At 56.5% G+C, this 24,330-nt stretch carries 23 protein-coding genes; 14 read left to right on the plus strand and 9 right to left on the minus strand.

Going from position 1 to position 24,330, the window contains the following annotated elements:
• The first annotated feature begins 14 nt into the window (after positions 1-14).
• Positions 15-209, plus strand: a complete 195-nt coding sequence (locus tag AC1UK9_RS09290; RefSeq protein WP_482579907.1) for a hypothetical protein — start codon at positions 15-17, stop codon at positions 207-209.
• Between the two features lie 133 nt (positions 210-342).
• On the opposite strand, the gene AC1UK9_RS09295 is transcribed toward AC1UK9_RS09290, so the two are convergent.
• The 3 genes from AC1UK9_RS09295 to AC1UK9_RS09305 form a co-directional block, all read right to left on the minus strand.
• The gene (locus tag AC1UK9_RS09295) at positions 343-741 is read right to left on the minus strand and encodes a response regulator (RefSeq protein ID WP_482579908.1); all 399 of its coding nucleotides are present in this window, start codon (positions 739-741) and stop codon (positions 343-345) included.
• Between the two features lie 2,231 nt (positions 742-2,972).
• Positions 2,973-5,183 carry a hybrid sensor histidine kinase/response regulator gene (locus tag AC1UK9_RS09300; protein WP_482579909.1) on the minus strand — a complete coding sequence of 737 codons (2,211 nt, stop codon included), beginning with the start codon at positions 5,181-5,183 and terminating at the stop codon, positions 2,973-2,975.
• 1,202 nt (positions 5,184-6,385) lie between these two features.
• Entirely contained in the window at positions 6,386-7,834 is a 1,449-nt protein-coding gene (locus tag AC1UK9_RS09305; RefSeq protein WP_482579910.1) for an amidase, read from the minus strand.
• 118 nt (positions 7,835-7,952) lie between these two features.
• Here AC1UK9_RS09305 and AC1UK9_RS09310 point away from each other — a divergent pair, with 118 nt between their 5' ends.
• Positions 7,953-8,543, plus strand: coding sequence for a TetR/AcrR family transcriptional regulator (locus AC1UK9_RS09310; RefSeq protein ID WP_482579911.1), 591 nt, complete (start codon positions 7,953-7,955; stop codon positions 8,541-8,543).
• Positions 8,544-9,218: 675 nt separating this feature from the next.
• On the opposite strand, the gene AC1UK9_RS09315 is transcribed toward AC1UK9_RS09310, so the two are convergent.
• The 3 genes from AC1UK9_RS09315 to AC1UK9_RS09325 form a co-directional block, all read right to left on the minus strand.
• Positions 9,219-9,776, minus strand: a complete 558-nt coding sequence (locus tag AC1UK9_RS09315) for a Smr/MutS family protein (protein ID WP_473014993.1) — start codon at positions 9,774-9,776, stop codon at positions 9,219-9,221.
• 74 nt (positions 9,777-9,850) lie between these two features.
• Entirely contained in the window at positions 9,851-10,171 is a 321-nt protein-coding gene (locus AC1UK9_RS09320) for a hypothetical protein (protein ID WP_025113359.1), read from the minus strand.
• A 131-nt stretch (positions 10,172-10,302) separates the two neighbouring features.
• Positions 10,303-10,893, minus strand: coding sequence for a cysteine hydrolase family protein (locus AC1UK9_RS09325; protein ID WP_025113358.1), 591 nt, complete (start codon positions 10,891-10,893; stop codon positions 10,303-10,305).
• A 238-nt stretch (positions 10,894-11,131) separates the two neighbouring features.
• Between AC1UK9_RS09325 and prmB the strand changes: the two genes are divergently transcribed.
• Positions 11,132-12,040 (plus strand): 50S ribosomal protein L3 N(5)-glutamine methyltransferase, encoded by a 909-nt coding sequence (gene prmB, locus AC1UK9_RS09330; protein ID WP_025113357.1) that lies wholly within the window; start codon positions 11,132-11,134, stop codon positions 12,038-12,040.
• Between the two features lie 90 nt (positions 12,041-12,130).
• Here the strand turns inward: prmB and AC1UK9_RS09335 are convergent, their stop codons facing one another.
• Both AC1UK9_RS09335 and AC1UK9_RS09340 read right to left on the minus strand, forming a co-directional pair.
• Positions 12,131-12,922 carry a hypothetical protein gene (locus tag AC1UK9_RS09335; RefSeq protein ID WP_025113356.1) on the minus strand — a complete coding sequence of 264 codons (792 nt, stop codon included), beginning with the start codon at positions 12,920-12,922 and terminating at the stop codon, positions 12,131-12,133.
• Positions 12,923-13,021: 99 nt separating this feature from the next.
• Positions 13,022-13,975 (minus strand): alpha/beta hydrolase, encoded by a 954-nt coding sequence (locus AC1UK9_RS09340; protein WP_025113355.1) that lies wholly within the window; start codon positions 13,973-13,975, stop codon positions 13,022-13,024.
• Positions 13,976-14,105: 130 nt separating this feature from the next.
• Here AC1UK9_RS09340 and aroC point away from each other — a divergent pair, with 130 nt between their 5' ends.
• The 5 genes from aroC to mtnC all read left to right on the plus strand — a co-directional run bounded on the left by aroC (position 14,106) and on the right by mtnC (position 18,325).
• On the plus strand, positions 14,106-15,197 hold the full coding sequence (aroC, locus tag AC1UK9_RS09345; protein WP_025113354.1) for a chorismate synthase: 1,092 nt from the start codon (positions 14,106-14,108) through the stop codon (positions 15,195-15,197).
• 33 nt (positions 15,198-15,230) lie between these two features.
• Positions 15,231-16,376, plus strand: coding sequence for an MFS transporter (locus tag AC1UK9_RS09350; RefSeq protein WP_482579912.1), 1,146 nt, complete (start codon positions 15,231-15,233; stop codon positions 16,374-16,376).
• Positions 16,373-16,999 carry a methylthioribulose 1-phosphate dehydratase gene (locus AC1UK9_RS09355; RefSeq protein WP_025113352.1) on the plus strand — a complete coding sequence of 209 codons (627 nt, stop codon included), beginning with the start codon at positions 16,373-16,375 and terminating at the stop codon, positions 16,997-16,999. Before AC1UK9_RS09350 ends, AC1UK9_RS09355 begins: the two co-directional genes overlap by 4 nt.
• A gap of 92 nt (positions 17,000-17,091) precedes the next feature.
• A complete protein-coding gene (locus AC1UK9_RS09360; RefSeq protein WP_473014995.1) occupies positions 17,092-17,637 on the plus strand; it encodes a 1,2-dihydroxy-3-keto-5-methylthiopentene dioxygenase in 546 nt (181 codons plus the stop codon).
• 4 nt (positions 17,638-17,641) lie between these two features.
• The gene (mtnC, locus tag AC1UK9_RS09365; protein WP_473014996.1) at positions 17,642-18,325 is read left to right on the plus strand and encodes an acireductone synthase; all 684 of its coding nucleotides are present in this window, start codon (positions 17,642-17,644) and stop codon (positions 18,323-18,325) included.
• 185 nt (positions 18,326-18,510) lie between these two features.
• Here mtnC and AC1UK9_RS09370 read toward each other — a convergent pair whose 3' ends face one another.
• The gene (locus tag AC1UK9_RS09370; RefSeq protein WP_025113349.1) at positions 18,511-18,789 is read right to left on the minus strand and encodes a DUF3509 domain-containing protein; all 279 of its coding nucleotides are present in this window, start codon (positions 18,787-18,789) and stop codon (positions 18,511-18,513) included.
• Between the two features lie 377 nt (positions 18,790-19,166).
• On the opposite strand from AC1UK9_RS09370, the gene AC1UK9_RS09375 reads away from it, so the two are divergent.
• The 6 genes from AC1UK9_RS09375 to AC1UK9_RS09400 all read left to right on the plus strand — a co-directional run bounded on the left by AC1UK9_RS09375 (position 19,167) and on the right by AC1UK9_RS09400 (position 24,228).
• Positions 19,167-21,005, plus strand: coding sequence for a long-chain-acyl-CoA synthetase (locus tag AC1UK9_RS09375; RefSeq protein WP_025113348.1), 1,839 nt, complete (start codon positions 19,167-19,169; stop codon positions 21,003-21,005).
• Positions 21,006-21,102: 97 nt separating this feature from the next.
• Positions 21,103-21,621 carry an ankyrin repeat domain-containing protein gene (locus AC1UK9_RS09380; protein ID WP_025113347.1) on the plus strand — a complete coding sequence of 173 codons (519 nt, stop codon included), beginning with the start codon at positions 21,103-21,105 and terminating at the stop codon, positions 21,619-21,621.
• A gap of 233 nt (positions 21,622-21,854) precedes the next feature.
• Entirely contained in the window at positions 21,855-22,385 is a 531-nt protein-coding gene (locus AC1UK9_RS09385) for a hypothetical protein (RefSeq protein ID WP_473014998.1), read from the plus strand.
• Positions 22,386-22,456: 71 nt separating this feature from the next.
• Complete coding sequence (locus AC1UK9_RS09390) at positions 22,457-22,648, plus strand: PLDc N-terminal domain-containing protein (protein WP_003223221.1); 192 nt, start codon at positions 22,457-22,459, stop codon at positions 22,646-22,648.
• A gap of 236 nt (positions 22,649-22,884) precedes the next feature.
• Positions 22,885-23,760: a polyamine aminopropyltransferase gene (gene speE / locus AC1UK9_RS09395; RefSeq protein ID WP_025113345.1), complete on the plus strand. Its 876-nt coding sequence runs from the start codon at positions 22,885-22,887 to the stop codon at positions 23,758-23,760.
• Between the two features lie 234 nt (positions 23,761-23,994).
• Complete coding sequence (locus AC1UK9_RS09400; RefSeq protein ID WP_025113344.1) at positions 23,995-24,228, plus strand: hypothetical protein; 234 nt, start codon at positions 23,995-23,997, stop codon at positions 24,226-24,228.
• Positions 24,229-24,330 lie beyond the last annotated feature (102 nt).

A 24,330-nucleotide genomic window follows, 5' to 3' on the forward strand; every position in this document is an offset into this window, starting at 1 on the left:
GCCGAGTAATCATCGTGCGAACCTCGGTTTATGGCGTTTCACCATTATTACTAGTGGTGGATTCTGGTCCCATCTTCATTCATCAAATTGATTTTCACTACGAGCAAGCGAATGGTTGGACTGCTTGTTCTGATAGATTTGAATTGAACATGCACTATCAGGTTATTGAAGCGCTGGCTGTTGGAGTGAAGGGTGATGACGGTGGATGAAGACGTTTGTATGGGCAGGGTCAAGCGAGAAGCCGGTTCCTCTATAGCAGATTGAGCGTCCAGGCTAATGGCCTCTGCTGGCGGAAGCGGCACGGGAGTTCTATATTCACCTTTACGCCTTATGGCCGCGATTTCAACGATATCTGTTGGGCCGGAGCAATGTAGACACGGCATTGATGAATTGCTCAAGCATCCAAGGCTTACGCAGAAAAATGCACAGCGGAGGAATTCGGATTTCCTCCCTGGGATGCCCCGACATGAGTATCGAAGGGATTTGTGACCACCTCTCATTTGCCAGGCGAATAAGATCGGCGCCCTGGAGGGGCCCCGGCAACCCTTGGTCCGCTATAAGCAAGGCGCAGAGGCCTCCAGACAGCGCTAAATGTGTGAGGGCATCTTCCGCGGTGGGGAATATAAGGGGTGCTTTTGCGATGTCCGCTAGAATATCCGCTATCAAAATAGGGAGTATCGGATCGTCTTCAATCACAATGATGTCCCCCGAGATTGCCATCATCTCCAGCCCGTCACCCATACTCTTCTCCTTAGCTTCCGATATGAATTCGTAGGTGAAAGCTTATGCCTTTACGCATGAGTTAGCATGCTTTAAACATGACCAAGCCACATTGACAGACACGTGCCGTAATGGGTGTGCCGGTCGTCGGCCGAGTGAGGATTTTTTGGACGGTAGAGTTTATGGGCGGTCTGAATTTAGTGATGACCGTTGTAATATTTTACCGAGATGTATGGAAAGTATGTGTTATGGCTATTTATAAACTAATGGAATGGAAAAGCTGTTGGCGTATCAAACAGAACGTTATCTCTTGCCGTGTCTGCCAAGCTGAACAGGAAGAGACTAATAGAGGTAAAGACTTTTCACATGTATCGGGATGTCGGAACTCAAAAAAAGGCAGGCGACTCTGGGATGAGTTACTAACGACGACGTGCGAATCACAATGCTAATCCCAATGTTCGTAGTAGCCCTAGCCCTAGCCAGAGTTTTACGATTATCCTGGCAACGTGCCATACGTGCGAAAATTTTTCACCTAAAAAAATAAGGCCGTACAATGCAAAATTCCAAAAATTGGAAGCAAATAAAAATAGCGCACTGCTCTCCGGCTATTAATAAATTCCTTTTAATTTAACATGTCGTAGCTATGGCATGTAATGCGGATGACTGCATTACTGCTGGGCATTAGAAGATCTTTTTTTATAGCTAAAAGGCATATATCTTTTTGCGATGGGCCGTTCGGCTGACGGGGCGATAGGGATAGCAAAAAGAAGTTCGCTGTTTAACAAGTATTTGATAAGTATCTATTTTTCCTGCAAGCGATTAGCTTGCGCCCCAGGATACGTATCAATCACTAAACGATGAAAAGATTTCAAAATGTTACATTCATGTCCTTCGCTATCAGCTAAAATCTCTCATAGGAACAGTCGCGCATTGCGTTGAAAGCCAAAGGACGGCAACGAGTTAACGACCTTTGGTGGATAATTCATATGCAGCCTATTGGAAAAATTTATATCACCCTTGGTGAGTATTACAGTCTCCCCCAATTCGTTGAATACTATACTCTCACTCGAAATATTTCATCCGCCTCTGAAAGCGAACGTATTGTGGAAACGTTGTACTCATTTCCAGGCGGCCCTCTTGTTATGCTGAACGAGCTTTGCGCTTGGCTCGACAAAAATATGGGGTTTCGTGTTTGCAGTACTCAATTCTATAATGTAGTCCGAAGCCGCCATTTGTATTAGCGAGTGTTTTATTAGTTCGCTCATATTTGCTAGGTGAATCAATTGGCGCAAAGTCTTGATTATAGTAGGCGATTCAAAAGGCGTTTTTTTAATGTCAGAGTTTCTCCGGATGAGTCAATTGCAATGAGTGATTATATAGATTATTTTTTGAGGACCCGTGGATATGAACTGTCAGATCGAAACAGAAGTTTAGTTGAAGAGGTGTTAGAGAAGTCTCCGACATTTACTCGCTACACAGTTGACGAGCTTAATCGGTGGTTGGATGGAAAGTTCACTAATTGAGGTTCCTCTATTTTTAAACCGTTTGTCTTTCTCGGTGATTTTCAGGGTGGATTTTTTGGCTCAATTTTTAGTGCCATGAGGCCCGTTGGGCATAGCTCTATATTAACGACGTCATCGAGAAATTCTTTTGAAATACTTGTATAAAGATACGCCTCTAACAGGCGTCTCCTATGAGGCGGTTCAAAGCGCAAGTCTAATAGGCAAGGGGCCTTGCTTTCGCTCTTGAAGTGTGAAGTAACTACAAGTGCGATCGATATGAATTTTTCTTCTAATCTTGAATCCATTCTATTCTGGCTGCGTAATTTATGTTGCTCGGTAAGGTCATTTTGCCGAAAAACTACTAAATTTTATCTACTTCGGCTTTGAATTTAGGTGCCGGCAGAGGTTGGTGGTTATCGATCAGCCTTCCTGTTGAGCCGCGTGCGCGCGTCTCTGCTTTCTTTTAAAATCACCTATAACCTTATGGTGTTTAAGGAATAGCTTACGATCGCTGATAGCGCCACTGCGTTTCATCAGATTTTTTTGAAGCCTAATTTCAAAAACAAAATCAATATCGGTTATTGGTTTTTAAATTGGGTAGCATTGATACGCAGAGCGAGTTCTGATATGGATGGGCTTTGCTCGTATTTTGTCTGATAGGTGATCTTAGACTTCTGCAGCAGTCGCATGAGATCGGACTGCCCCATGGGAATTTACATACAAAGCACCTCACATCTCATACGGCGACGGCTAGTCTTCCCCCTCGATCATAGAAATGATTCGAGACGCCATGGTCTCCATCAGGAAGGGTTTGGTGAGTATCGCCATCCCCGATGCGAGCTTTTCGCTTCCCAAGATTGAACTCTCAGCATAGCCTGTAATGAAAAGAACTTTAAGGTCTGGGCGTATAACACGTGCGGCGTCAGCCATCTGTCTGCCGTTTAACCCACCTGGCAGTCCTACATCCGTAATCAACAGGTCGATACTCAGGTTGGAGTGAAGAAGTTTCAGTCCTGTGACACTGTCCATTGCTTCAATGGCGATATAACCTAACTCTTCCAGGATGTCCGTAAGAAGCATGCGCACGGAAGGCTCGTCATCAACTATCAGGACGGTCTCGCCGTCTGAAGAGCGTTGGAGTGTGGAAGTGTGCGCTGTATCCATTTCGTTTGGAGCTTCGCCCAAATAATGGGGTAAGTAGAGCCATACTTTCGTCCCGTAACCAACCTCTGAATGAATTCTCACCTGCCCACCCGATTGCTGGGCAAATCCGTAAATCATTGATAGGCCTAGACCAGTGCCCTCACCGAGGGGTTTGGTAGTGAAAAAAGGTTCGAACGCGCGTTTGGTTACTTCGGGTGACATGCCAGTACCAGAGTCGGAAACGCATAGTGAAAGATACTGCCCGACTGGAATTTGGAGCTGTTGGGCAGTCGATTCATCAATCCATTCGTTTACAGTTTCGACAGTGATACGGCCTCCATTGGGCATGGCATCGCGCGCATTGATGCACAGATTGAGAAGCGCATTCTCTAACTGCGAGACGTCAACCAAGGTGATCCAGAGTCCGGCATCGTGCACTATCTCTAGGGTGATTCGCGGCCCCACTGTGCGCTGAATCAATTCTTGCATGCCATTGATCAGGCGACCTACATTTGTGGGTTTAGGGTCGAGTGTCTGGCGACGGGAGAAGGCAAGTAGGCGATGAGTAAGGGCGGCCGCGCGTTTCGAGGCATTCTGTGCTATTGAGATGTAGCGTTCAACATCGCTAAACCGGTCCTGCTTTAACCGTGTTCGCATTAGCTCAAGCGATCCAGAGATGCCGGCAAGTAGATTATTGAAGTCGTGCGCTAAGCCGCCAGTTAGTTGGCCCACGGCCTCCATTTTTTGGGACTGGCGCAAGCGTTCCTCTGTCTCCATCAATTCGGCAGACCGCTCGGCGACACGCTGTTCAAGCGTTTCGTTGAGACTACGCAACTCGGTAATCGCTCGGTCGCGCTCTGCTTCAATGGCGCGCCGCGCTTGTACATCTATAAGAACGCCGGGAAAGCTAATGGGGGTGCCATCAGGAGTACGATCAACGCGACCGTTTGCCTCTAACCAATAGTAGTTCCCATCAGCGCGTCGTACCCTGTACTGGTGAGCGTACGCTCCACCCCGAGCAATTGCGTCGTTTATAGCTTCAGCTAACGCCTTCTGGTCGTCGGGATGAACCGTCGCGACTATTTGAGCGAGTGGAATGCCTTCCCTGCCTAGAGTTGCGTCTAGCCCGAATGCAGATGCAAAAGCGTCGTCGACAGTGAAGCGATCGGTTGGAAGGTCCCAGTTCCAGGTACCTATGATCGCACCTGCTGCTAGTGCGAGTTGCACCCGTTGCGCGTTCTCGCGAGCGAGCGTTTCGCTGGCAAGCGCGCGCTCTTCAGCGGCAAGCCGCTCGGTAACATCAATGACAAATCCCGGAAAGCTTATCGATTTACCATTCTCATCGCATTCGACACGCCCATTTGCATGGAGCCAATAATACTTCCCGTCAGCACGCATTACACGATATTGGTGAGCATACGCGCTACACCGTGCAACGGCCGAGCGAATTGCGTCATCCAGCCCCGGCCTGTCGTCTGGATGCACATTCTTCAGTACAAAATCGATAGGCACACACACGTTTGCCATCTTGGCATCAAGACCGAAAGCGTGGACGAAGCCTTCGTCTCCTGTGAAGCTGTCTTTCGCAGGGAGCCAATTCCAGGTCCCGATGATTCCACCGGCAGACAACGCATTCCGAAAGCTCTCATGATGCCGTCGAGCTTGAGCCTCATGAGCAAGCAAGGTTTCTGCCTCGGCTAGCTGCGCTCGGAGCTTTTCGTTTTCATCCTGTAACGACAAGATTTCGTTCAAATCGCTTACCACTTGTTTTGTTCGCTGTGCGGCATAAGGGATGAGATAAGCACCTTCGTCGCTCACCTTCAACAAAATGCCAAGGAGCTACCAAGGCATGCTTGCCGCAGACGTTAGCGCAAGATCGATTGGTCATAATCTATCGTCTTTAGCGATTATGGGCTATGAGCAATCAGCATAGTGGATACTGCCTAAAATGCCGACGTAACGTTCTTGATAAACCCAGCTCAGTCAGTGATCACCTCGCTGCCCCTATGTCGATGCATGGAAGAGTTCTCGAGTACGATAAATTCCATGGATGGGGCAGCGTATGGCCCCATCAATTTTCGTACCAATAACTCAAATGTGACGTGAGTTTACGAGTATTCCTGAGACTCGCTACACTGATTTCATTGCCCTTAATTATTTTACAAGAGACGCCACGAGTCCAACGCGACCGGTTGGGAAAAATTAGGGCATTTATGAGGCCGCTTCGGTTCGTCAGACGCCAAGGACGAACGTTGAAAATTCTATTTTTGTTGGCCTAATGAGGTCTATAAGCATACGAGAAGGGGTTTAACTCCCCATACAGTGCTAATGTAGCTAGCCGCTTTCACTAACTTTCGGTTGTTTGCTTTTGGAGCATTAGCCAGAGTCAGAACGCGATTAATTTCTGGAGTGTTAAATAAAAAAGAATCGTGGCCTGACCTTGGTAAGTATTGTTTAGGTTGTCGAGGAAGTGAACATTACTTTTTTTTGCACTTTTCAAGCTCTTCTTGACTATCAAAGCTCGTAGTCACGCCTAGACGATACTTGCAGTACTGTATAATCAAATGCCGTTCCGTAGCGCTTAATTCACTCAAATTTTTGTCATCTGATTCATACGCGAAAATGTTTTAAAATTTCATTTGAAATGTCGGATTTTTTTAATGGAAGATACCTTTTCCGGATAGGCGTCCTCTATTTTTTCATAAAAACCGATATAAAGGACTACGATAAGTGTCACTGTGAAGATGATAAGCAGCGATTTCATGATGAAGGTGGTCGCAAAAGTTTTGTTTTGATTCGAAGGTTTTTCACCCGCTCCATACCAATGTTACCTGGGCAAATCTCCGTTCGTGGGGCTTTCCCCAAGCCGCCGCGTAATTGAGCCTGCTTTTACAACGCTTCGATGAGTTGATCGTCGGAGCGTTGCTGATTGATGCGAGATATCACCCGAAAACACAGCCAGCTATCACTGATCAAATTGAGCAGATCATGGGGCTGAGTTCTCGGAATTCTGCCGATATTTAGAGATGGCTATCAGTGGTTCCTGCCCAGACTGCGGGGCGCCGCGTATTCCATGGCAACGCACGCTCCAGTTGTGCTGCCAATTGCAGCAGCAAATCCTCACGACCATAACCCGCCCCGAATTGCATGCCGATAGGCAAACCAGAGGCCGACTCATGTGCTAGCGGCATCGACATGGCTGGGCATCCGCTGACGTTGAAGACGGCGGTGAACGGCGAGTGATCGAACACGCGCGCCATCCAGCCACGGCCATCCAGTGCTTCCTGGCCTCCATTGTATTCGCCGATCACGGACGGAGTGTTGGGCAACGTCGGTGTTAACTGTATATCGTAATGGCTGAAAATCTGACCGACCTTCCGGGTCACGATATTGCGCTGGTACATCGCGCCTAGTAATTGGGTCGCACTCAAATCCTTGCCGAGCCGGTACAGCGCGAGGGTGGCCGGTTCCAATGTGGATTCGTCAATGACTCGATCCGTTGCAGCGGCGATTGCGTCGATCCAGGCAGCCGTGTTGCTGGACCAGAAGCGCGCATTCAATTCCACGAATGCGTCCCAGCTCAGGCCGATATCAGCGACTACGGGTGTAACGTAGTGGCCAAGGTCCTCCAGTGTCTGGCAAACTTTTTTCAGGCCGACGCTCACTTCGGGCGCTGTTAACCGGCCATTTAGGGCGTGCTCCTGTACGGCAATGCGCAATGACCTTGGCTCACGATCGAGCAGAGACCTATAGGGCTGCTTCGGCGGGGCAATGTGGAACGGGTCGCCTGCAGCAGGTCCATGCACTACTTCAAGCAAACTGGCGGTATCCCGTACCGAACGGCTCAGTACACCATGCACGGCGAGCCCGGCCCAGACTTCGTCCACATCCGGCCCCATGGGTAAACGTCCACGACTTGGTTTCAGGCCGAACAGCCCGCAAGAGGCAGCGGGAACTCGAATCGAACCACCGCCATCGGTTGCATGAGCGATAGGCACTATGCCTGCGGCCACAGCCGCCGCCGAACCCCCGCTGGACCCTCCCGCACTGCGGCTCAGATCCCAAGGGTTGCGAGTTGGACCATCTACACGGTTCTCGGTAGTCGTGCTGGCCGCCAGCTCGGGTGTAGTGGTGCGACCAAGTGTGACTAGGCCGCTGCGTCGAAATCGACTCATCAATTCTGAATCTGACTCGGCAACGCAGCCTTGCGCCAATCGACTACCCAGTTCATTACGACGATTGTGTACCGTAAGGCCCAGATCCTTGACAAGCAGCGGTACTCCTTGGAAAGGGCCGGGCTGAGACTGCGGCTCGTCGTCCCAGGCTTCGATTACAGCGTTGATCTGCGGATTGAGCGTTTGTATAGCTCGCAGCGCGGCGCCGCGTACCTCAAGCTCGCTGACCTGGCGGTCGGCTATCAGGCCTGCCAAGCCAACGGCATCGTATTCGGCGTACTCGGAAAGATCCATCGTAATCTCCTGCATTGAACGATCTATACTGTTTGGTATTGTGAGATACTTGATGGTATCATGCGATACTGTGTAGTATCTTTGTCAAGCGTAATATGATCGCCAGAGAGTGCTAGCCGTGAAAAAGTCCATCCGCCCTGAAGGCGTCGCGCAGTTGCCACCGCGTGAGCGCATCATTGATGCCGCACAGGCTCTTTTTTTTGAACAGGGCATTGCACGAGTGACGGTGGACGCCATCGCCGCCTTGGCAGGCTCGACCAAAATGACGCTGTACCGACATTTCGAGACCAAGGATTTGCTGGTGTTGGAGTGGCTGCGACTGCTCACGGAGGAGTACAACGCAGTGCTTGATGGGCTGGCACAGCAATGGCCTGAACAGCCTAAGAGGCAATTATTAGGGTTTGCCGAATTCATCGCGGCAGGCCTGGCCACGTCGGGCTATCGAGGCTGTCCTTTCACTAATAGCCTTGCCGAGCTTGCCGACCCGTTGCATCCCGCACGGCAATTGATCGAGGCGCACAAGCAGCGGCAGTTCCAACGGCTGAGAACGTTGTGCCAGTCGGCCGCATTGCCGGAACCGATCAACCAGGCCCAAGAGCTGACACTACTGCTGGAGGGCGCGCAGGTCGTGGCGCAGAACAAGGGTGTGAACGACGTGGCTCGCCATCTCCTGCGGATGGTAAACACGCGTCTTTTGCCCATCGTCTGATGCGATTGAGCACCAGCTCGATGCTGGTGGCCTTGAATCCTTGCTCGGTCAGTAGCTCCATCCCGCAACGGAGCAATGCCTGGCGGGTATCAACATCGCTGCGTGCGATCTTGGGAGCTCGGCCTCGCCTGGTTGGCATAGTTAGACCGAGCCCCAAATGTCAACCTACTTCATCCCTAACCGCGTAGTGTCACGAATGAGCCAACCGCATCATCGCGACGCGTCTGTATAAAGACTTGAAGGTTCGACTCTCGCTCGCCAATGGCTGCTCTGGGTTGCTGCCATTCGCGAAAGGCAACAATCAGCCATTTTTAACCAGCGTCGTTTACTGGGTTGACCGTCCGCATCTGGCCGAAACCAGCCATTCGGTTTACCATCAAGACAGCATTCAACAATGAAAAAGCCCCGCATCGTTTCGAGCGATGCGGGGCTTTTTCGATGTATGTGGGATAACCATTCCGTACCAATTTCTGTACCAATAGGTGTGTATTAGCGTGAAATTCTAGGTTTTCCTCGGTGCAAAGCCCCTGATTTCATTTACTCTAGGAACCTACTGTAAACCCCTGAACATGGCGGTGTAATTCTGTTCCAGGGACATGAAACTACCTGTGGGGATTTTCGCAAAGGGCAAGGGTACGGTGGCGGACACGACCCTGCAAGTTCGGTGTAACGCGATTATTCGTCGCGGCCTTCCATCATGGTGCGTTTGAGCATCACGTAAACCGCGCCGGCACCGCCGTGTTTGGCCTGGCACGAAGTGAAACCGAGCACTTGCGGATGCTGGCGCAGCCAGGTGTTGACGTGGCTTTTGATCATCGGCCGCTTGCCGTCCAGACGCACGGCCTTGCCGTGGGTGACGCGCACGCAGCGGATTTCGAACCTGGTTGCTTCGGCCAGGAATGCCCAGAGGGTTTCGCGGGCCTTTTCCACGTTCATGCCGTGCAGGTCGAGGCTGCCTTCGAACGGGATCTGCCCGATCTTGAGCTTGCGCATCTGGCTTTCCTGCACCCCGTCGCGGGCCCACATCAACTCGTCTTCTGGGCCGACGTCGATCACGAACTGATCGGACAGGCCATCCACGGTGGTGGTTTCGGTGCGCACGGTGGCGGACTGGCGCAGCTTGGCGATCTGTGCGCGGTCAGCCTTGGGTTTGCCGGTGTCGGCGCGGTCGTGCTTGATCGGCTTGACGCCTTGGATCGCACTTTTGAACAGGGAAAAATCGTCGTCTTGCATGTCAGCCTCCGCGAAGGGCGGCCAGTTTACCCAAGTCGAAACAAAACGGCCCGGCAAAAAGCCAGGCCGGTGATTCAGTCGTGTTTTTTCATCAGGTGCGGGGACATGTTCAGTTCCCGCGATTGCCGGGCGCGACGTCGGCAGCGACGCCACAGGGCCACGCCGAAGTACAGGAACAACAAGCCGACCGCCAGAATGATCGCCGAACCCATCGGCGTGGCATTCAGCTCGCCGAGCGCCGGCGGGTGCCCCAGCAGGCTGGCGGCCCCGGCCATCGCCAGCAGCACACCGAACATCGCCAGAATGGCGGCGATCGCTGCGCCGAATCGAAAACGCCAGTTGCTTTGGCCTTTGGGCCGCAAGCGGCGTGCGTCAAATCCATCGGATAACTTCATTCCGACCTTCCTCAATGGGTATCGGCCCTTCGACCGGGAGTTGACCGGGTTGTTCCTGAGGCTAAGGCAATTGAAGCAAATGCGAGGCTTTTGCGGATGAGCGGCGCTGTGAGCCGCTCAACGATGCGCAATCAGATCAGGTCTTGAGTCAGCGCGAGGGTGGCGAAGTTGTCGGCCATGATGGCCATTTCGGCTTCCTGCACCCGTTCGGCGCTGAGCACACGGCCCTTGAATGGCAGGTCACGGGTGGCGCAGGCGTCTTCCACCAGCGTGCAGCGGAAGCCCAGGTTCTTCGCCGCGCGCACGCTGGTGCTGACGCTGGAGTGGCTCATGAAACCGCAGACGATCAGGTCCAGCGAGCCGAGGTTCTGCAGACGATCGAGCAGCTCGGTGCCGTGGAAGGCGCTCGGCAGCAGTTTGCCGATGATGGTTTCATCACCCTGTGGCTCAAGTCCCGGGATGAACTCGCCGCGTTCGCCCTGCGGGTCGAACAGGCCGCCGACGGTGCCGAGATGACGCACGTGCACGATCGGCCGACCGGCTGCACGGGCCGCAGCGACCAGTTGTTTGATGTTCGCGACGGCCGCGTCCATGCCGCTCAGGGCCAGCGGGCCACTGAGGTACTCTTTCTGGGCATCGATGATGACCACGGTGGCATGGCTCAGTGTGGCCGCTGCGTAACCGCGACCGCTGAGTTGAAACATCGTTTTTGGAACGGACATTCGGGGCTCCTTGGGGTGGGGCTTTTGCGGCATTGTCCTCTGGCTGAGCGGTTCTGTGAACCGCTACCATCGTAGACACCGTCGTTACTGGCCTGCAGCCTTGTCAAGTTACACGTTCTGTTCAATAGCTGATGCAAAAATCAGAAAAGTCCTACTGTCGCTCCGCTAATTTTCCTGCGTCGTCGGCGCGCGTTTTGGCTGGTAGAATCGCCAGTCGTTTTTTCTGGAGTTCTGCCCCGTGATCACTTCCCGACTTCGTACCCTGCGCGACCACATCCGTTGGGCCGTCAGCCGCTTCCATGGGGAGGATCTGTTTTTCGGCCATGGCACCGACAACGCCTGGGATGAAGCCCGGCAGTTGGTGCTCGGTGCGCTGCACCTGCCGTGGGAAATCGCCGACAGCTATCTCGATTGCGCGCTGGAAGACGACGAACTGGTCAACCTGCAGCGCTTGCTCAAGCGCCGCATCGAGGAGCGCATCCCGACCGCTTACCTGCTGGGCGAGGCATGGTTCTGCGGGATGTCGTTCATTGTCGATGAGCGTGTGCTGATCCCGCGTTCGCCGATTGGCGAGTTGATCGAAAACCACTTCGCGCCGTGGATCGGCGACGAGCCGGCACGTATTCTCGACCTGTGCACCGGCTCCGGCTGCATCGGTATCGCTTGCGCCTATGAATTCCAGAACGCTGAAGTAGTGCTGGCGGACCTGTCATTCGAAGCGCTGGAAGTGGCCAATCAGAACATCGAGCGCCATGGCGTCGACGAGCGTGTGTATACCGTGCAGGGCGATGGTTTCGATGGTCTGCCGGGGCAGCGTTTCGACCTGATCGTGTCGAACCCGCCGTACGTCGATGCGGAAGATTTCGCCGACATGCCGGACGAGTACCAGCACGAGCCGGAGCTGGGCCTGGCCTGTGGTGACGATGGTCTGAACCTGGTGCGCCGGATGCTCGCCGAAGCGGCGGATCATCTGACCGAGAAGGGCTTGCTGATTGTCGAAGTGGGCAACAGCCAGGTGCACGTCGAAGCGCTGTACCCGGAAGTCGACTTCGCCTGGCTCGATTTCGAGCGTGGCGGGCATGGCGTGTTCATGCTGACAGCCGAGCAGTGCCGCGATCATCAGGCCGTGTTCGCCTCCCGTGTTTAAGCCTTAAAGCTTCGCGAGCAGGCTCGCTCCCACCGTTGGAATGCATTTCCCTGTGGGAGCGAGCCTGCTCGCCAATGGTCGCAACGCGGTCTATCGGTGCGTAGCAATCCAGATCAACAACCCCGCCTGAAACACTGCAAACGCCACAAGGCAGGTAATGGTGAAGCGCAAGCCTGCGTCTTCACGCTTGAACTTGCTGACCTTATCTTCCTGCTTCTTCAGCTTCACTTCCTGCTCAGCCAGGTTCTGCTCGGCCTGCTGCAGCATTTGCGCGGCTTCGAGAATCTCGACGATCTGCAGCTTTTCGCTGTTCCAGTCGCCTAGCAAGTCACCGACCTGCACCTCTTTGACGCTGCCCTTCAAATGCTGGGCATCGGCGTAAACCACGTCGAAACCATGCACGCGCAAGAAGTGATCGCGACGCAGACGGGTGTCTTCGTTCAGCGCGTCCTTGTTGCTCAGGTCCATGCCGTCGACGGTGTAGGCGGGCCAGCGTTTTTTCGCCCAGTTGATGCCCTGTGCAGCCACGAAACGACCGATGCCACGGTTCAACGGTTCGATCTGCAAGCCGCTGTCGGGGCCGAAATGCACACGCTTGGTGGTGTGATTGACCCACACGTCCAGCTGGTTCTGCTCTTTGCGCACGCGCTGGCCGGGGAGTTTGATCGCCATGCGCATCAGGCTGTGTTCTTTGCTGTTGCGCTCGGCGTAGCCGAATTCGACAAAGCGCAACGGCCGGCCACCGGTGTGACGGTCAGTCTGCAGCGGGGCCAGGCGGAGCATCTTGTGGTGCTCGACGTGGACGTCCGCCCACGGCAGCTCGACCGCTGGCGGTGCGTCTTTTTCAGCGGTGGTGTCGGGTGAAGTCGGGGTATCAGTCATAACGGCGAGATCCTGTCCAAGCCCTGCTTGTCGCCAGCCGGTACGCTGGCGACAAAGGCTTATCGGCCGTTTCTGACAAGACTAGAGGGCAAACTACGGTTAACGGGTGCGAAGTCCGTCAATAAACTCGATGAGTTTGCCGCCCAGTTCCGCCGCCAGTGGCAAATTCGGGTCCTTGTAGGAGGCCAATTGGCGCTTCACATCGGCGGGGACGATGCGCATGACGTGGTTCATGCCTTCGATGACCACTAATTCGGCGTCGGGTTTGGCGGCTTTCAGGGCCTGCGCATCGCCTACGCCGACTTGCATGTCGTTGCTGCCCTGAACGATCAGCGCCGGCATCTTCAACTGCGCAAAGGCCTTGGCCGGATCCTGCCGGAACAGCGAAATCAGGTACGGCTGCACACTCGGGCGGAAGATCGGTTGCAGCGGCGCCGGCACGTTGGCATCGGTGTGGCCGGCCTTGAGGCTGTCGAGCAACTCGTTACTGCGCAGCATCAACGGCGGCGGCAGGCTGCGGGCCAGTTGTTCGCGGATCACCTGATCGACCGGCCGGGCGCTGCCGGACAGGGAAATCAGCGCAGCTGCGTCGGCGCGCGGGGCAGCGAGGGTAGCGATAAGGGCGCCTTCGCTGTGGCCAAGCACAATCAGCGGGCCGAAACGCGGATCGCTTTTCAGCTTCTGGCCCCAGGCCACGGCGTCATTGACGTAGGCGTCCACCGACAGATTGCGCTCGTCGGGTGTGGCGGGCAGACTCGCGGCCACCCCGCGTTTGTCGTAGCGCACGCTGGCGATGTTGTGTTTGGCCAGCACCCAGGCCAGGCGCTTGAGGCTGTCATTGCGCCCGCCATCGGGGTTGTTTCCGTCACGATCCGTAGGACCCGAGCCAGAAATGATCAGGACAACCGGCACCGGGTTGTCGGATTTTGGCAGCAACAGCGAGCCAAAAAGCTCTCCGCTGCCGGTGTCCAGAGAGATCGGGCGCTGCAGGACAGTCGCGTGGGCAAAGCCGGTAAACAGGGTAAGACTCAAGATCAGAACTCGCAGCATCATCACGCCATCATTCGCCAAGGTGCCGGTTGGACTCACCAACACCACTAAGGTTCGAGGATGAACTAGTCGGTTAGCCTGCGTATACTGGCGCGCATTACGAATTTGGGTTTGATTTCACGGAGCGTCCTGCATGTCCGGCAATACCTACGGCAAGTTGTTCACTGTCACCACCGCTGGCGAAAGCCATGGTCCGGCGTTGGTCGCCATTGTCGACGGCTGCCCGCCGGGCCTGGAGATCTCCCTCGAAGACCTGCAGCGCGACCTCGATCGCCGCAAGCCGGGCACCAGCCGCCACACCACCCAGCGTCAGGAAGCCGACGAAGTCGAAATCCTCTCCGGGGTGTTCGAAGGCCGCACCACTGGTTGCTCCATCGGCCTGCTGATCCGCAACACCGACCAGAAGTCCAAGGACTACTCGGCGATCAAGGATCTGTTCCGTCCGGCCCACGCCGACTACACCTACCACCACAAATACGGCGAGCGCGATTACCGTGGTGGCGGTCGCAGTTCGGCACGCGAAACCGCGATGCGCGTGGCGGCGGGTGCGATCGCCAAGAAATACCTGGCAACCCAGGGCATCGTCATCCGTGGCTACATGAGCCAGCTCGGCCCGATCGAAATTCCGTTCAAGACCTGGGATTCGGTGGAAGAGAACGCCTTCTTCAGTCCGGATCCGGACAAAGTCCCTGAGCTGGAAGCCTACATGGACCAGTTGCGTCGCGACCAGGACTCGGTCGGCGCAAAAATCACCGTCGTGGCCGAAGGCGTCATGCCAGGCCTGGGCGAGCCGATCTTCGACCGCCTCGACGCCGAACTGGCCCACGCGCTGATGAGCATCAACGCCGTCAAAGGCGTGGAAATCGGCGCCGGTTTCGCCTGCGTCGCCCAGCGCGGCACCGAACATCGTGACGAACTGACTCCGCAAGGTTTCCTCAGCAACAACGCCGGCGGCATCCTCGGTGGCATCTCTTCGGGTCAGCCGATCGTCGCGCATCTGGCGCTCAAGCCAACATCGAGCATCACCACCCCGGGCCGTTCGATCGACATCCATGGCAATCCGGTGGACGTGATCACCAAGGGCCGTCATGACCCGTGCGTCGGTATCCGCGCCACACCGATTGCCGAAGCGATGATGGCCATCGTGCTGATGGACCACCTGTTGCGTCACCGTGGGCAGAACGCCGACGTGCGCGTCAGCACCCCGGTGCTGGGTCAGCTTTGATGGGTGATCTCAAAGCCGCTGCGGCATAACCCCGTGGCGGCGCTCCCGTACTGGCGGCTGTCCAGTTTCTATCTGTTCTACTTCGCCTTGCTCGGGTCGACAGCGCCGTTTCTGGCGCTGTACTTCGATCACCTCGGCTTCAGCGCCGCTCGTATCGGCGAACTGGTAGCCATCCCGATGCTGATGCGCTGCGTGGCGCCGAACATCTGGGGCTGGCTCGGCGACTACACCGGCAAACGGCTGGCCATCGTGCGCTTCGGCGCGGTGTGTACGCTGCTGACGTTCTCACTGATTTTCGTCAGCAAGACCTACGCCTGGCTGGCGATGGTCATGGCGTTGCATGCGTTTTTCTGGCACGCCGTGCTGCCGCAATTTGAAGTCATCACCCTCGCGCACTTGCAAGGGCAAACCTCGCGCTACAGCCAGATTCGCCTGTGGGGCTCGATCGGTTTCATCATCACGGTGGTCGCGCTGGGCCGACTGTTCGAATGGCTGAGCCTCGACATCTACCCGGCGGCGCTGGTGCTGATCATGGCCGGTATCGTCCTCAGCAGTTTATGGGTGCCGAATGCGCAACCGCCGCAAGGTAATCGGCCGGGCGGGGAGGGCTTCCTCAAGCAACTGCGCAGTCCCGGTGTGCTGGCGTTTTACGGCTGCGTCGCGCTGATGCAGATGAGCCACGGCCCGTATTACACGTTTCTGACCCTGCACCTTGAACGACTCGGTTACAGCCGTGGCGTGATCGGCATGCTCTGGGCCGTGGGTGTGGTCGCCGAAGTGCTGATGTTCATGTTCATGAGCCGGATTCTCGCGCGGTTTTCCCTGCGCCGTGTATTGATGGCGAGTTTTCTGCTGGCGGCGCTGCGCTGGTTGCTGCTAGGTTCGTTCGCCGAGTTCCTGTGGGTGCTGTTGTTCGCTCAGGTGCTGCACGCGGCGACCTTCGGCAGCTTTCATGCGGCTGCCATCGCGTTCGTGCAACGTAGCTTCGGCGCACGCCAGCAAGGCCAGGGCCAGGCGCTATACGCGGCGCTGGCCGGCACCGGTGGTGCGATGGGCGCGCTGTATTCCGGTTACAGCTGGAATGCCCTCGGCGCGACATTGACCTTTAGTATTGCCAGTCTCGCGGCGCTCGCTGCTGCCGTTATCATTGCCACACGTATGCAAGAGGACAGGCCATGAGCCTTACGCGTGAACAACTCGCCCAGCAAATCGTCGACGCCGGGCGTTTTCTTTATGGTCGCGGCTGGTCGCCGGCCACCAGCAGTAATTACTCGACGCGTCTGTCGCCGAGCGAAGCGCTGCTGACCGTGTCCGGCAAGCACAAGGGCCAGTTGGGTCCGGACGATGTGCTCGCCACCGACTTGTCCGGCAACAGCCTGGAACCGGGCAAAAAACCGTCCGCCGAAACCCTGCTGCACACCCAGCTCTACAGCTGGCGCGCGGAGATCGGCGCGGTGCTGCATACCCATTCAGTCAACGCCACGGTGCTGTCGCGCCTGACGCCTGAAGACTTCATCGAATTCGAAGACTACGAACTGCAAAAAGCCTTCAGCGGCATCTCGACCCACGAATCACGGGTGCGCGTGCCGATTTTCGACAACGATCAGGACATTGCGCGCCTCGCCGCCAAGGTGCAGCCTTGGCTCGACGCCCATCCCGATTGCGTCGGTTATCTGATTCGCGGTCACGGCCTCTACACCTGGGGCGCGCAGATGAGCGACGCCCTGCGGCAGATCGAGGCCTTCGAATTCCTGTTTGAATGCGAGTTGAAAACCCGCAGCGTCATGAACCGCCAAGGCTGACTTCACCAGAAGCCGCCCATTCGCCTGATGAAATGCACTGCCCGACCGGTCTGCAAGAACCGGACGGCAAGGCCGATACCGAGGAATTGCCCATGAGCAGCCTGTCCGTCTATCACGTTTCCAGCCCTGACATTCCGAACAAGGTGCTGACCCATTTCGAAGACATCGCCTCGACGCTCGCCGAGCAAGGCGTGCGCTTCGACCGCTGGCAAGCCGCGGCGAAGATCCAGCCCGGTGCCACCCAGGAAGAAGTGATCAGCGCTTACCAAGAGCAGATCGACAAGCTGATGACCGAGCGCGGTTACATCACCGTCGACGTGATCAGCCTCAACAGCGACCACCCGCAAAAAGCCGAACTGCGCGCCAGGTTCCTCGAAGAACACCGCCATGGTGAAGACGAAGTACGCTTTTTCGTCGCCGGCCGTGGGCTGTTTACCCTGCACATCGACGATTACGTCTACGCGGTGCTCTGCGAGAAGAATGACCTGATCTCGGTACCGGCCGGCACCAAACACTGGTTCGACATGGGCGAGCATCCGCATTTCGTGGCGATCCGTCTGTTCAACAACCCGGAAGGCTGGGTCGCCAACTTCACCGGCGAAGACATCGCCGGCCAATTCCCGCGTCTTGAGGACTGATTCGATGTCGATCAAAGCCATTGTCACTGACATCGAAGGCACCACCAGCGCGGTGAGTTTCGTTTTTGATGTGCTGTTTCCGTATGCGGCCAAACACCTTCCGGATTTTGTTCGTCAGAACGCCGAACGTGCCGATGTCGCTGAGCAACTCGACGCCGTGCGCCGTGACAGCAATGCACCGCAGGCCGATGTTGAACGGGTTGTTGAGATTCTCTTGAGCTGGATCGAGGAAGATCGCAAAGCCACGCCGCTCAAAGCCTTGCAAGGCATGGTCTGGGCGCAGGGTTATCACGCCGGGCAGTTGAAGGGGCATGTTTACCCGGACGCGGTTGAAGCGCTGCAACGCTGGCACGCGGCGGGTTATCAACTGTTTGTGTATTCGTCGGGCTCGATCCAGGCGCAGAAGCTGATCTTCGGTTGCTCGGAAGCGGGGGATTTGACGCCGCTGTTCAGCGGGTACTTCGACACCACGTCGGGGCCTAAACGTGAGGCCCAGTCGTACACCAACATCCAGCAAGCCATCGGCGTTGAAGCGGGTGAAATCCTGTTCCTCTCGGACATCGTCGAAGAACTTGACGCCGCTCAAGCGGCCGGCCTGCAGACCTGCGGCCTGGCGCGTGAAGGCGGGGAACTGGGGAGCCATGTCACCGTCGACACTTTCACCGGTATCGAACCCGAAGCATTCTAGAAAACCCACGTCCCCTGTGGGAGCGGGCTTGCTCGCGAAAACGGTGAATCAGACGTAGAGAGGTTGCCTGACACACCCCCTTCGCGAGCAAGCCCGCTCCCACAGGGGGGTTGTGACAACCGCAAATGTAAACAGGCCGTGAAGCGAAAGCGCCACGGCCTGTTTTTTTTAAAGCGATTTAAACCTTACAGCGAGTGATACGTCGGCAGCGCAAAACGTTGCTGACTTTGCAGCATCGCAATCTGCGGCAGCTCGCTGGCCTGTTCTGCCAGGTCGCGGCGAATCGCGCTGATTGCCCACGACAGTTGGTCGGCGTTGTGCATTTGCTGATACGTCAGGGCGCGCTTGAACACTTTGCCTTCGCTGCTGCGCAGGGTCAGCAGGATCCCGCCATCGGGACGTGGCGCGGTGGTGACGTTGAAGTTGGAGAACAGGGAGGTAAATTTTTCTTGGATCAGGCTCATGTCTATCAGCTCCGTATGCACTTGAATGGCAAGCATGCAGAGGAGGTTGCAGTGATTGTGCCAGCATTCCAAAAACAATAAATCCTTGTAAATCAATAAGTTATAAATAATGCAATTTGCACTGCTCGTGCAATCTGCATGAATGGCCATCGTGCATCCTGCATTTTGCGGGATCGTCACCGGTTCAACGGAACCAAACGGCATCGGTGCAATCATCGCCGTGCGCTGTCACAGGACGGATACAAAACATTGCAAAAACCGCGTGTACAGGCTGAGAAGCACTGACGTATTTTCGGTCTCGACCTGTGCCTACGACGCAGGTCATGCCACAGCCCGAACAATAAAAAACGGCCAGCCAGGCCGACCGGGGAGCTGCCATGAGTCACGCGCCGAGCGACACGATTACCTGGGGCATGATGCTCCGCAAACTGCCGATGATTGCCAAGGCCCTCCCGAGAGTGGTCAAGGGCATGAAGGTGGCCAACGTCAAGGACCCGACCCAGGCATGTGGGCTTGGCTGGACATTCGAACAAGCGACGCTGCGTAATCCCGAAGGTCTGGCGTTGTTGCAGGGCGATGTGCTGCTGACCTATGCGCAGGTCAACCAGTGGGCCAATCGCGTCGCCCACTATCTGAGCGCGCAGGGGATCGGCAAGGGTGACGTGGTGGCGGTGTTCATCGAAAACCGCCCGGAATTGCTGGTGACCATTCTGGCGCTGGCCAAGCTCGGCGCGGTCAGCGCGCTGCTCAACACCTCGCAGACTCGCGACACGCTGATCCACAGCGTGAATCTGGTGGCGCCGGTGGCGATTGTGCTCGGTGAGGAATTGCAGCCGGCGTTTGCCGCGATCCGCGAGCAAGTGTCGATTGCGGCGCAGCGCACCTGGTTTATCGCCGACCGTGACACCTACTGCCACCCGGGCATTGCGCCCGAGGGCTACATCAACCTGATCAGCGCCAGTGCCGATGCCTGCTCTGACAACCCGCCCAGCAGCCGCGAAGTGTTCTTCGACGATCCGTGCTTTTACATCTACACCTCTGGCACCACCGGCCTGCCCAAGGCCGGCGTGTTCAAGCACGGCCGCTGGATGCGCAGCTCGGCCAGCTTCGGCATGATCGCCCTGAACATGCACCCCGACGATGTCGTCTATTGCACCTTGCCGCTGTACCACGCCACCGGCCTCTGCGTGTGCTGGGGCTCGGCGATCAACGGTGCTTCCGGGTTCGCGATCCGCCGCAAATTCAGCGCCAGCCAGTTCTGGAGTGACGTGCGCCGTTATCGCGCGACCACCATCGGCTATGTCGGCGAGCTGTGTCGCTATCTGGTCGATCAACCGCCCAGCGCCGACGACAGCCGTCACGAGGTGCGCAAGATGATCGGCAACGGTCTGCGCCCCGGCGCCTGGGCCGAGTTCAAGACTCGCTTTGCCGTCGAGCATATTTGCGAGCTGTACGCGGCGAGCGACGGCAACATCGGCTTCAGCAACATCCTCAACTTCGACAACACCATCGGCTTCTCGCTGATGGCCTGGGAGCTGGTGGCGTACGACCACGACAGCGGTGAGCCGCTGCGCAGTGCTGACGGTTTCATGCGCAAGGTCGGCAAGGGCGAGCAGGGCCTGCTGCTGGCGCGGATCGACGAGAAAGCTCCGCTGGACGGCTACACCGACCCGCAGAAAACCGCCAAGGTGGTGCTGCGCGACGTGTTCAGCAAGGGCGACCGCTTCTTCAACACCGGCGACCTGCTGCGCAATATCGGTTTCGGCCATGCGCAGTTTGTCGATCGTCTCGGCGACACCTATCGCTGGAAGGGTGAAAACGTCTCGACCACTGAAGTCGAAAACCTGTTGCTGCAACATCCGCACATCTCCGAAGCTGTGGCCTACGGTGTGCAAGTGCGCAACACCAATGGCCGCGCCGGAATGGCCGCGATCACCCCGGCCGAGTCCCTGGCGACCCTGGATTTCGCCGAACTGCTGGCGTTCGCCCGTCAGCGCATGCCGGCCTATGCGGTGCCGCTGTTTTTGCGGGTCAAGGTGAAAATGGAAACCACCGGGACTTTCAAATACCAGAAGACCCGACTGAAGAACGAAGGCTTCGACCCCGGCCAGACAGGCGATGACCCGATCTACGCATGGCTGCCCGGCACTCAGACTTACGTACAGGTGACGGAGCAGGTGCTGGCCGATATTGATCAGGGCAAGTACCGCTATTGATATTGGCTATGGTGTGACTTGAGAAAAAGGGGGTGACAGCTATCGTCGCGCTCGGGAAACTGTCGGCTTTGCGATTAACCGAAAGTGGAGTTGCCCCATGTCTGACCAAAGCCGCCAGATGACCCCTGAAGAAGCTGCCGAATTCACCGAGCAGGTTTTCAACAAGGCACGCGACGGTGATGCCGAGATGCTCGATCGCCTGGTCACGGCCGGTTTGCCGGTCAACCTGAAGAACAGCAAGGGCGATACGCTGCTGATGCTTGCCAGTTACTACGGCCATATCGATGCGGTGCAGGTGCTGCTCAAGCACAAGGCCGACCCGGAACTGCGCAACGGCAATGGCCAGAGCCCGATTGCCGGTGCGGCGTTCAAGGGCGATCTGGCCGTGGTCAAGGCGCTGGTCGAGGCGGGCGCCGAAATCGAAGGTTCGTCCTTTGATGGCCGTACGGCGCTGATGATGGCGGCGATGTTCAACCGTGTTGAAATCGTCGATTACCTGATCGGCAAAGGTGCCGACCCGAAAGCCAAGGACGCCAACGGCATCACCGCGCTGGACGCGGCCCGGACCATGGGCGCGGTCGATACCACGGCGCAGCTGGAAAAACTGCTGGCCTGAAACTCGACTCTCCAGTTGATGTGACATCCTGTGGCGAGGGCGCTTGCTTCTGCTCGACTGCGCAGCAGTCGTGAATTCATTGAATGCGTTTTTTCAGATCATTGAATTCAGGGCTGCGTCGCGCCCCAGCGACAGCAAGCGCCCTCGCCACAGTCGTTCTGTGTGCAGCCTGAGGTCGCAATGCGCTATCCTTCGCGCCCTCGAAATTCACCTTCGTCACAGGATCCGCCCTCATGAAAGCCGCACTCGTCGAACTCATCAGCAAAATCAGCTCCGGCTGCATGGGCGAGGACGAGATCCTGAACGTGGCCGACGAGGCCGCGCAGGCCTACGCCGATGCCGATGCTTTTCTGACAGCCAACCCCGATATCAACTACGACGACACGTTCCCGATCCCGCTGGGCGAGTGGGTGGTGGTCGGCAGCCTGCCAGAGACCGTGCTGTTCCAGGCCGACACCTACGTTGACCTGTTCGCGCAGATCGTCGCGTCGTTCGGCCCGGGCATCGACTTCAACCTCAAGCCCAAACAACTGGCCAAGACCGAAGCGCTGACCGCCCTCAACCGCATCCAGGTGCAGATGAGCAGCCTGAACAAGGAAAACGGCGGTTACACACTGATGAACTTCAGCCAGTTGCTCGACGACGAGCTGCAAGTGGTACTGGTCTACGGCAACGACGTACCACGGGTGCTGGAGTTGTGCGCTCAGGTCGGCATTGCTGCTGCGCCGTCGCTGGAAGCCCTGAAGGTCGCTGTTCACGTCTGAACGCAATAAAAGGGAACCCTGCGCGCGACCGTCTATCCTAAAAGTGCAAGCCACTATTCTGGAGTGACACCATGGGTTCCACGTTCAATGGTCTGATCGGCCTGATCATTCTTGCCCTCGACATCTGGGCCATCATCAACGTGCTGAAAAGCGGCGCCGAGACCGGGATGAAAATCCTCTGGGTCCTGCTGATCATCCTCCTGCCGGTGCTCGGCCTGATCATCTGGGCGATCGCCGGGCCACGGGGCAACGTGCGGATCTGATCCTGAGAACACCGCATTACCCTTTGTAGGAGTGAGCCTGCTCGCGATAGCTATTCCACAGTCACTGAACCTGTGACTGAAAGAGCGCTATCGCGAGCAGGCTCACTCCTACAAGGGATTGTGGTTGGCCGATGAACTGAGGTTCGACCTGTCATCTTCGGCAACGTAGAATGCGCGCCTTTCCCGGGTAATCGTCCCCACGATCAACGCCTGCGCATTCATCGGAGCACTTGACCATGACCGTCACCAAGACCAGCGAATACCTGGAAACCCTCTACGAAGGCTACGGCCAGCGTTTTCGCATGGAAAAACTGCTGCACGAAGTGCGCACCGAACACCAGCACCTGGTGATCTTCCAGAACCCGCGCATGGGCCGGGTAATGGCGCTGGACGGCGTGATCCAGACCACCGAAGCCGATGAATTCATCTACCACGAAATGCTCACCCATGTGCCGATCCTTGCCCATGGCACCGCCAAACGCGTACTGATCATCGGTGGCGGTGACGGCGGCATGCTGCGCGAAGTGACCAAGCACGCCGGCGTCGAGCACATCACCATGGTCGAGATCGACGGCACCGTGGTCGACATGTGCAAGGAGTTCCTGCCTGACCATTCCAAGGGCGCCTACGACGATCCACGGCTGAACCTGGTGATCGACGACGGCATGCGTTTCGTCGCCACCACTACTGAAAAGTTCGACGTGATCATCTCCGACTCCACCGATCCGATCGGCCCGGGCGAAGTGCTGTTCTCGGAAAACTTCTACCAGGCCTGCCACCGCTGCCTGAACGACGGCGGCATCCTGGTGACCCAGAACGGCACGCCGTTCATGCAGATCGATGAAGTCAAAACCACCGCCGGTCGCCTGCGCAGCCTGTTCCCGGACTGGCACTTCTATCAGGCGGCCGTGCCGACCTACATCGGTGGTTCGATGACCTTCGCCTGGGGGTCGACCAACCCGGCCTACCGCAAGCTGAGCCGTGAAACCCTGCAACAGCGCTTCATTGGCAGTGGCATCGTCACCCGCTACTACAACCCGGAAATCCACATCGGCGCATTCGCGCTGCCGCAGTACGTGCTGCAGGCGATCAACAAGCCAAGCAACGACTAAAAACCCTGCAAAACCCGTGTGGGAGCAGGCTTGCTCGCGAGGGCGTCCTGTTATTCGACATATTTGTTGAATGATCCAGCGCTTTCGCGAGCAAGCCCGCTCCCACAGAAGCTCGACGGCACAGTAGATGTATTTTTTTTCATGTTCGGCGGATGCAATCCTTTTGAACGATCAATCTCGCCAAAAGTCGAGATAGTAGTAAGCCCATTTGCGGGTTTGATCGAGGAGGCACCGATGCAAAAGTGGAAAGTCACTTTCGTGGACGATCATGGTGAAATTGTCGATGAGGTGTTCGAGCGCGCGGAATGCCCCAGTGATGACGAGGCCGCACGCCTGATCAAGGAACGGCTCCTGCCCGTGGCGGCCGAACTGGATATGAACGATCTGGAAGGCCGCACCGCCGATGCCGGGGTGAAAAGCCTGAAATCCCAGAACAGCATCGAAATCCGCAGCATCACCCCAATCTGAAATTCTTCTTGTCACCCGATACGCCAGGCCTTGGCAGCGCCTCTGTCTTGAGGCTACTCTGCAAGCGAGATCAGCGAACGAATCGCTAAGGTCTGGTCTTGT

Source organism: Pseudomonas sp. AK-TSAG1-1, from assembly GCF_056821665.1.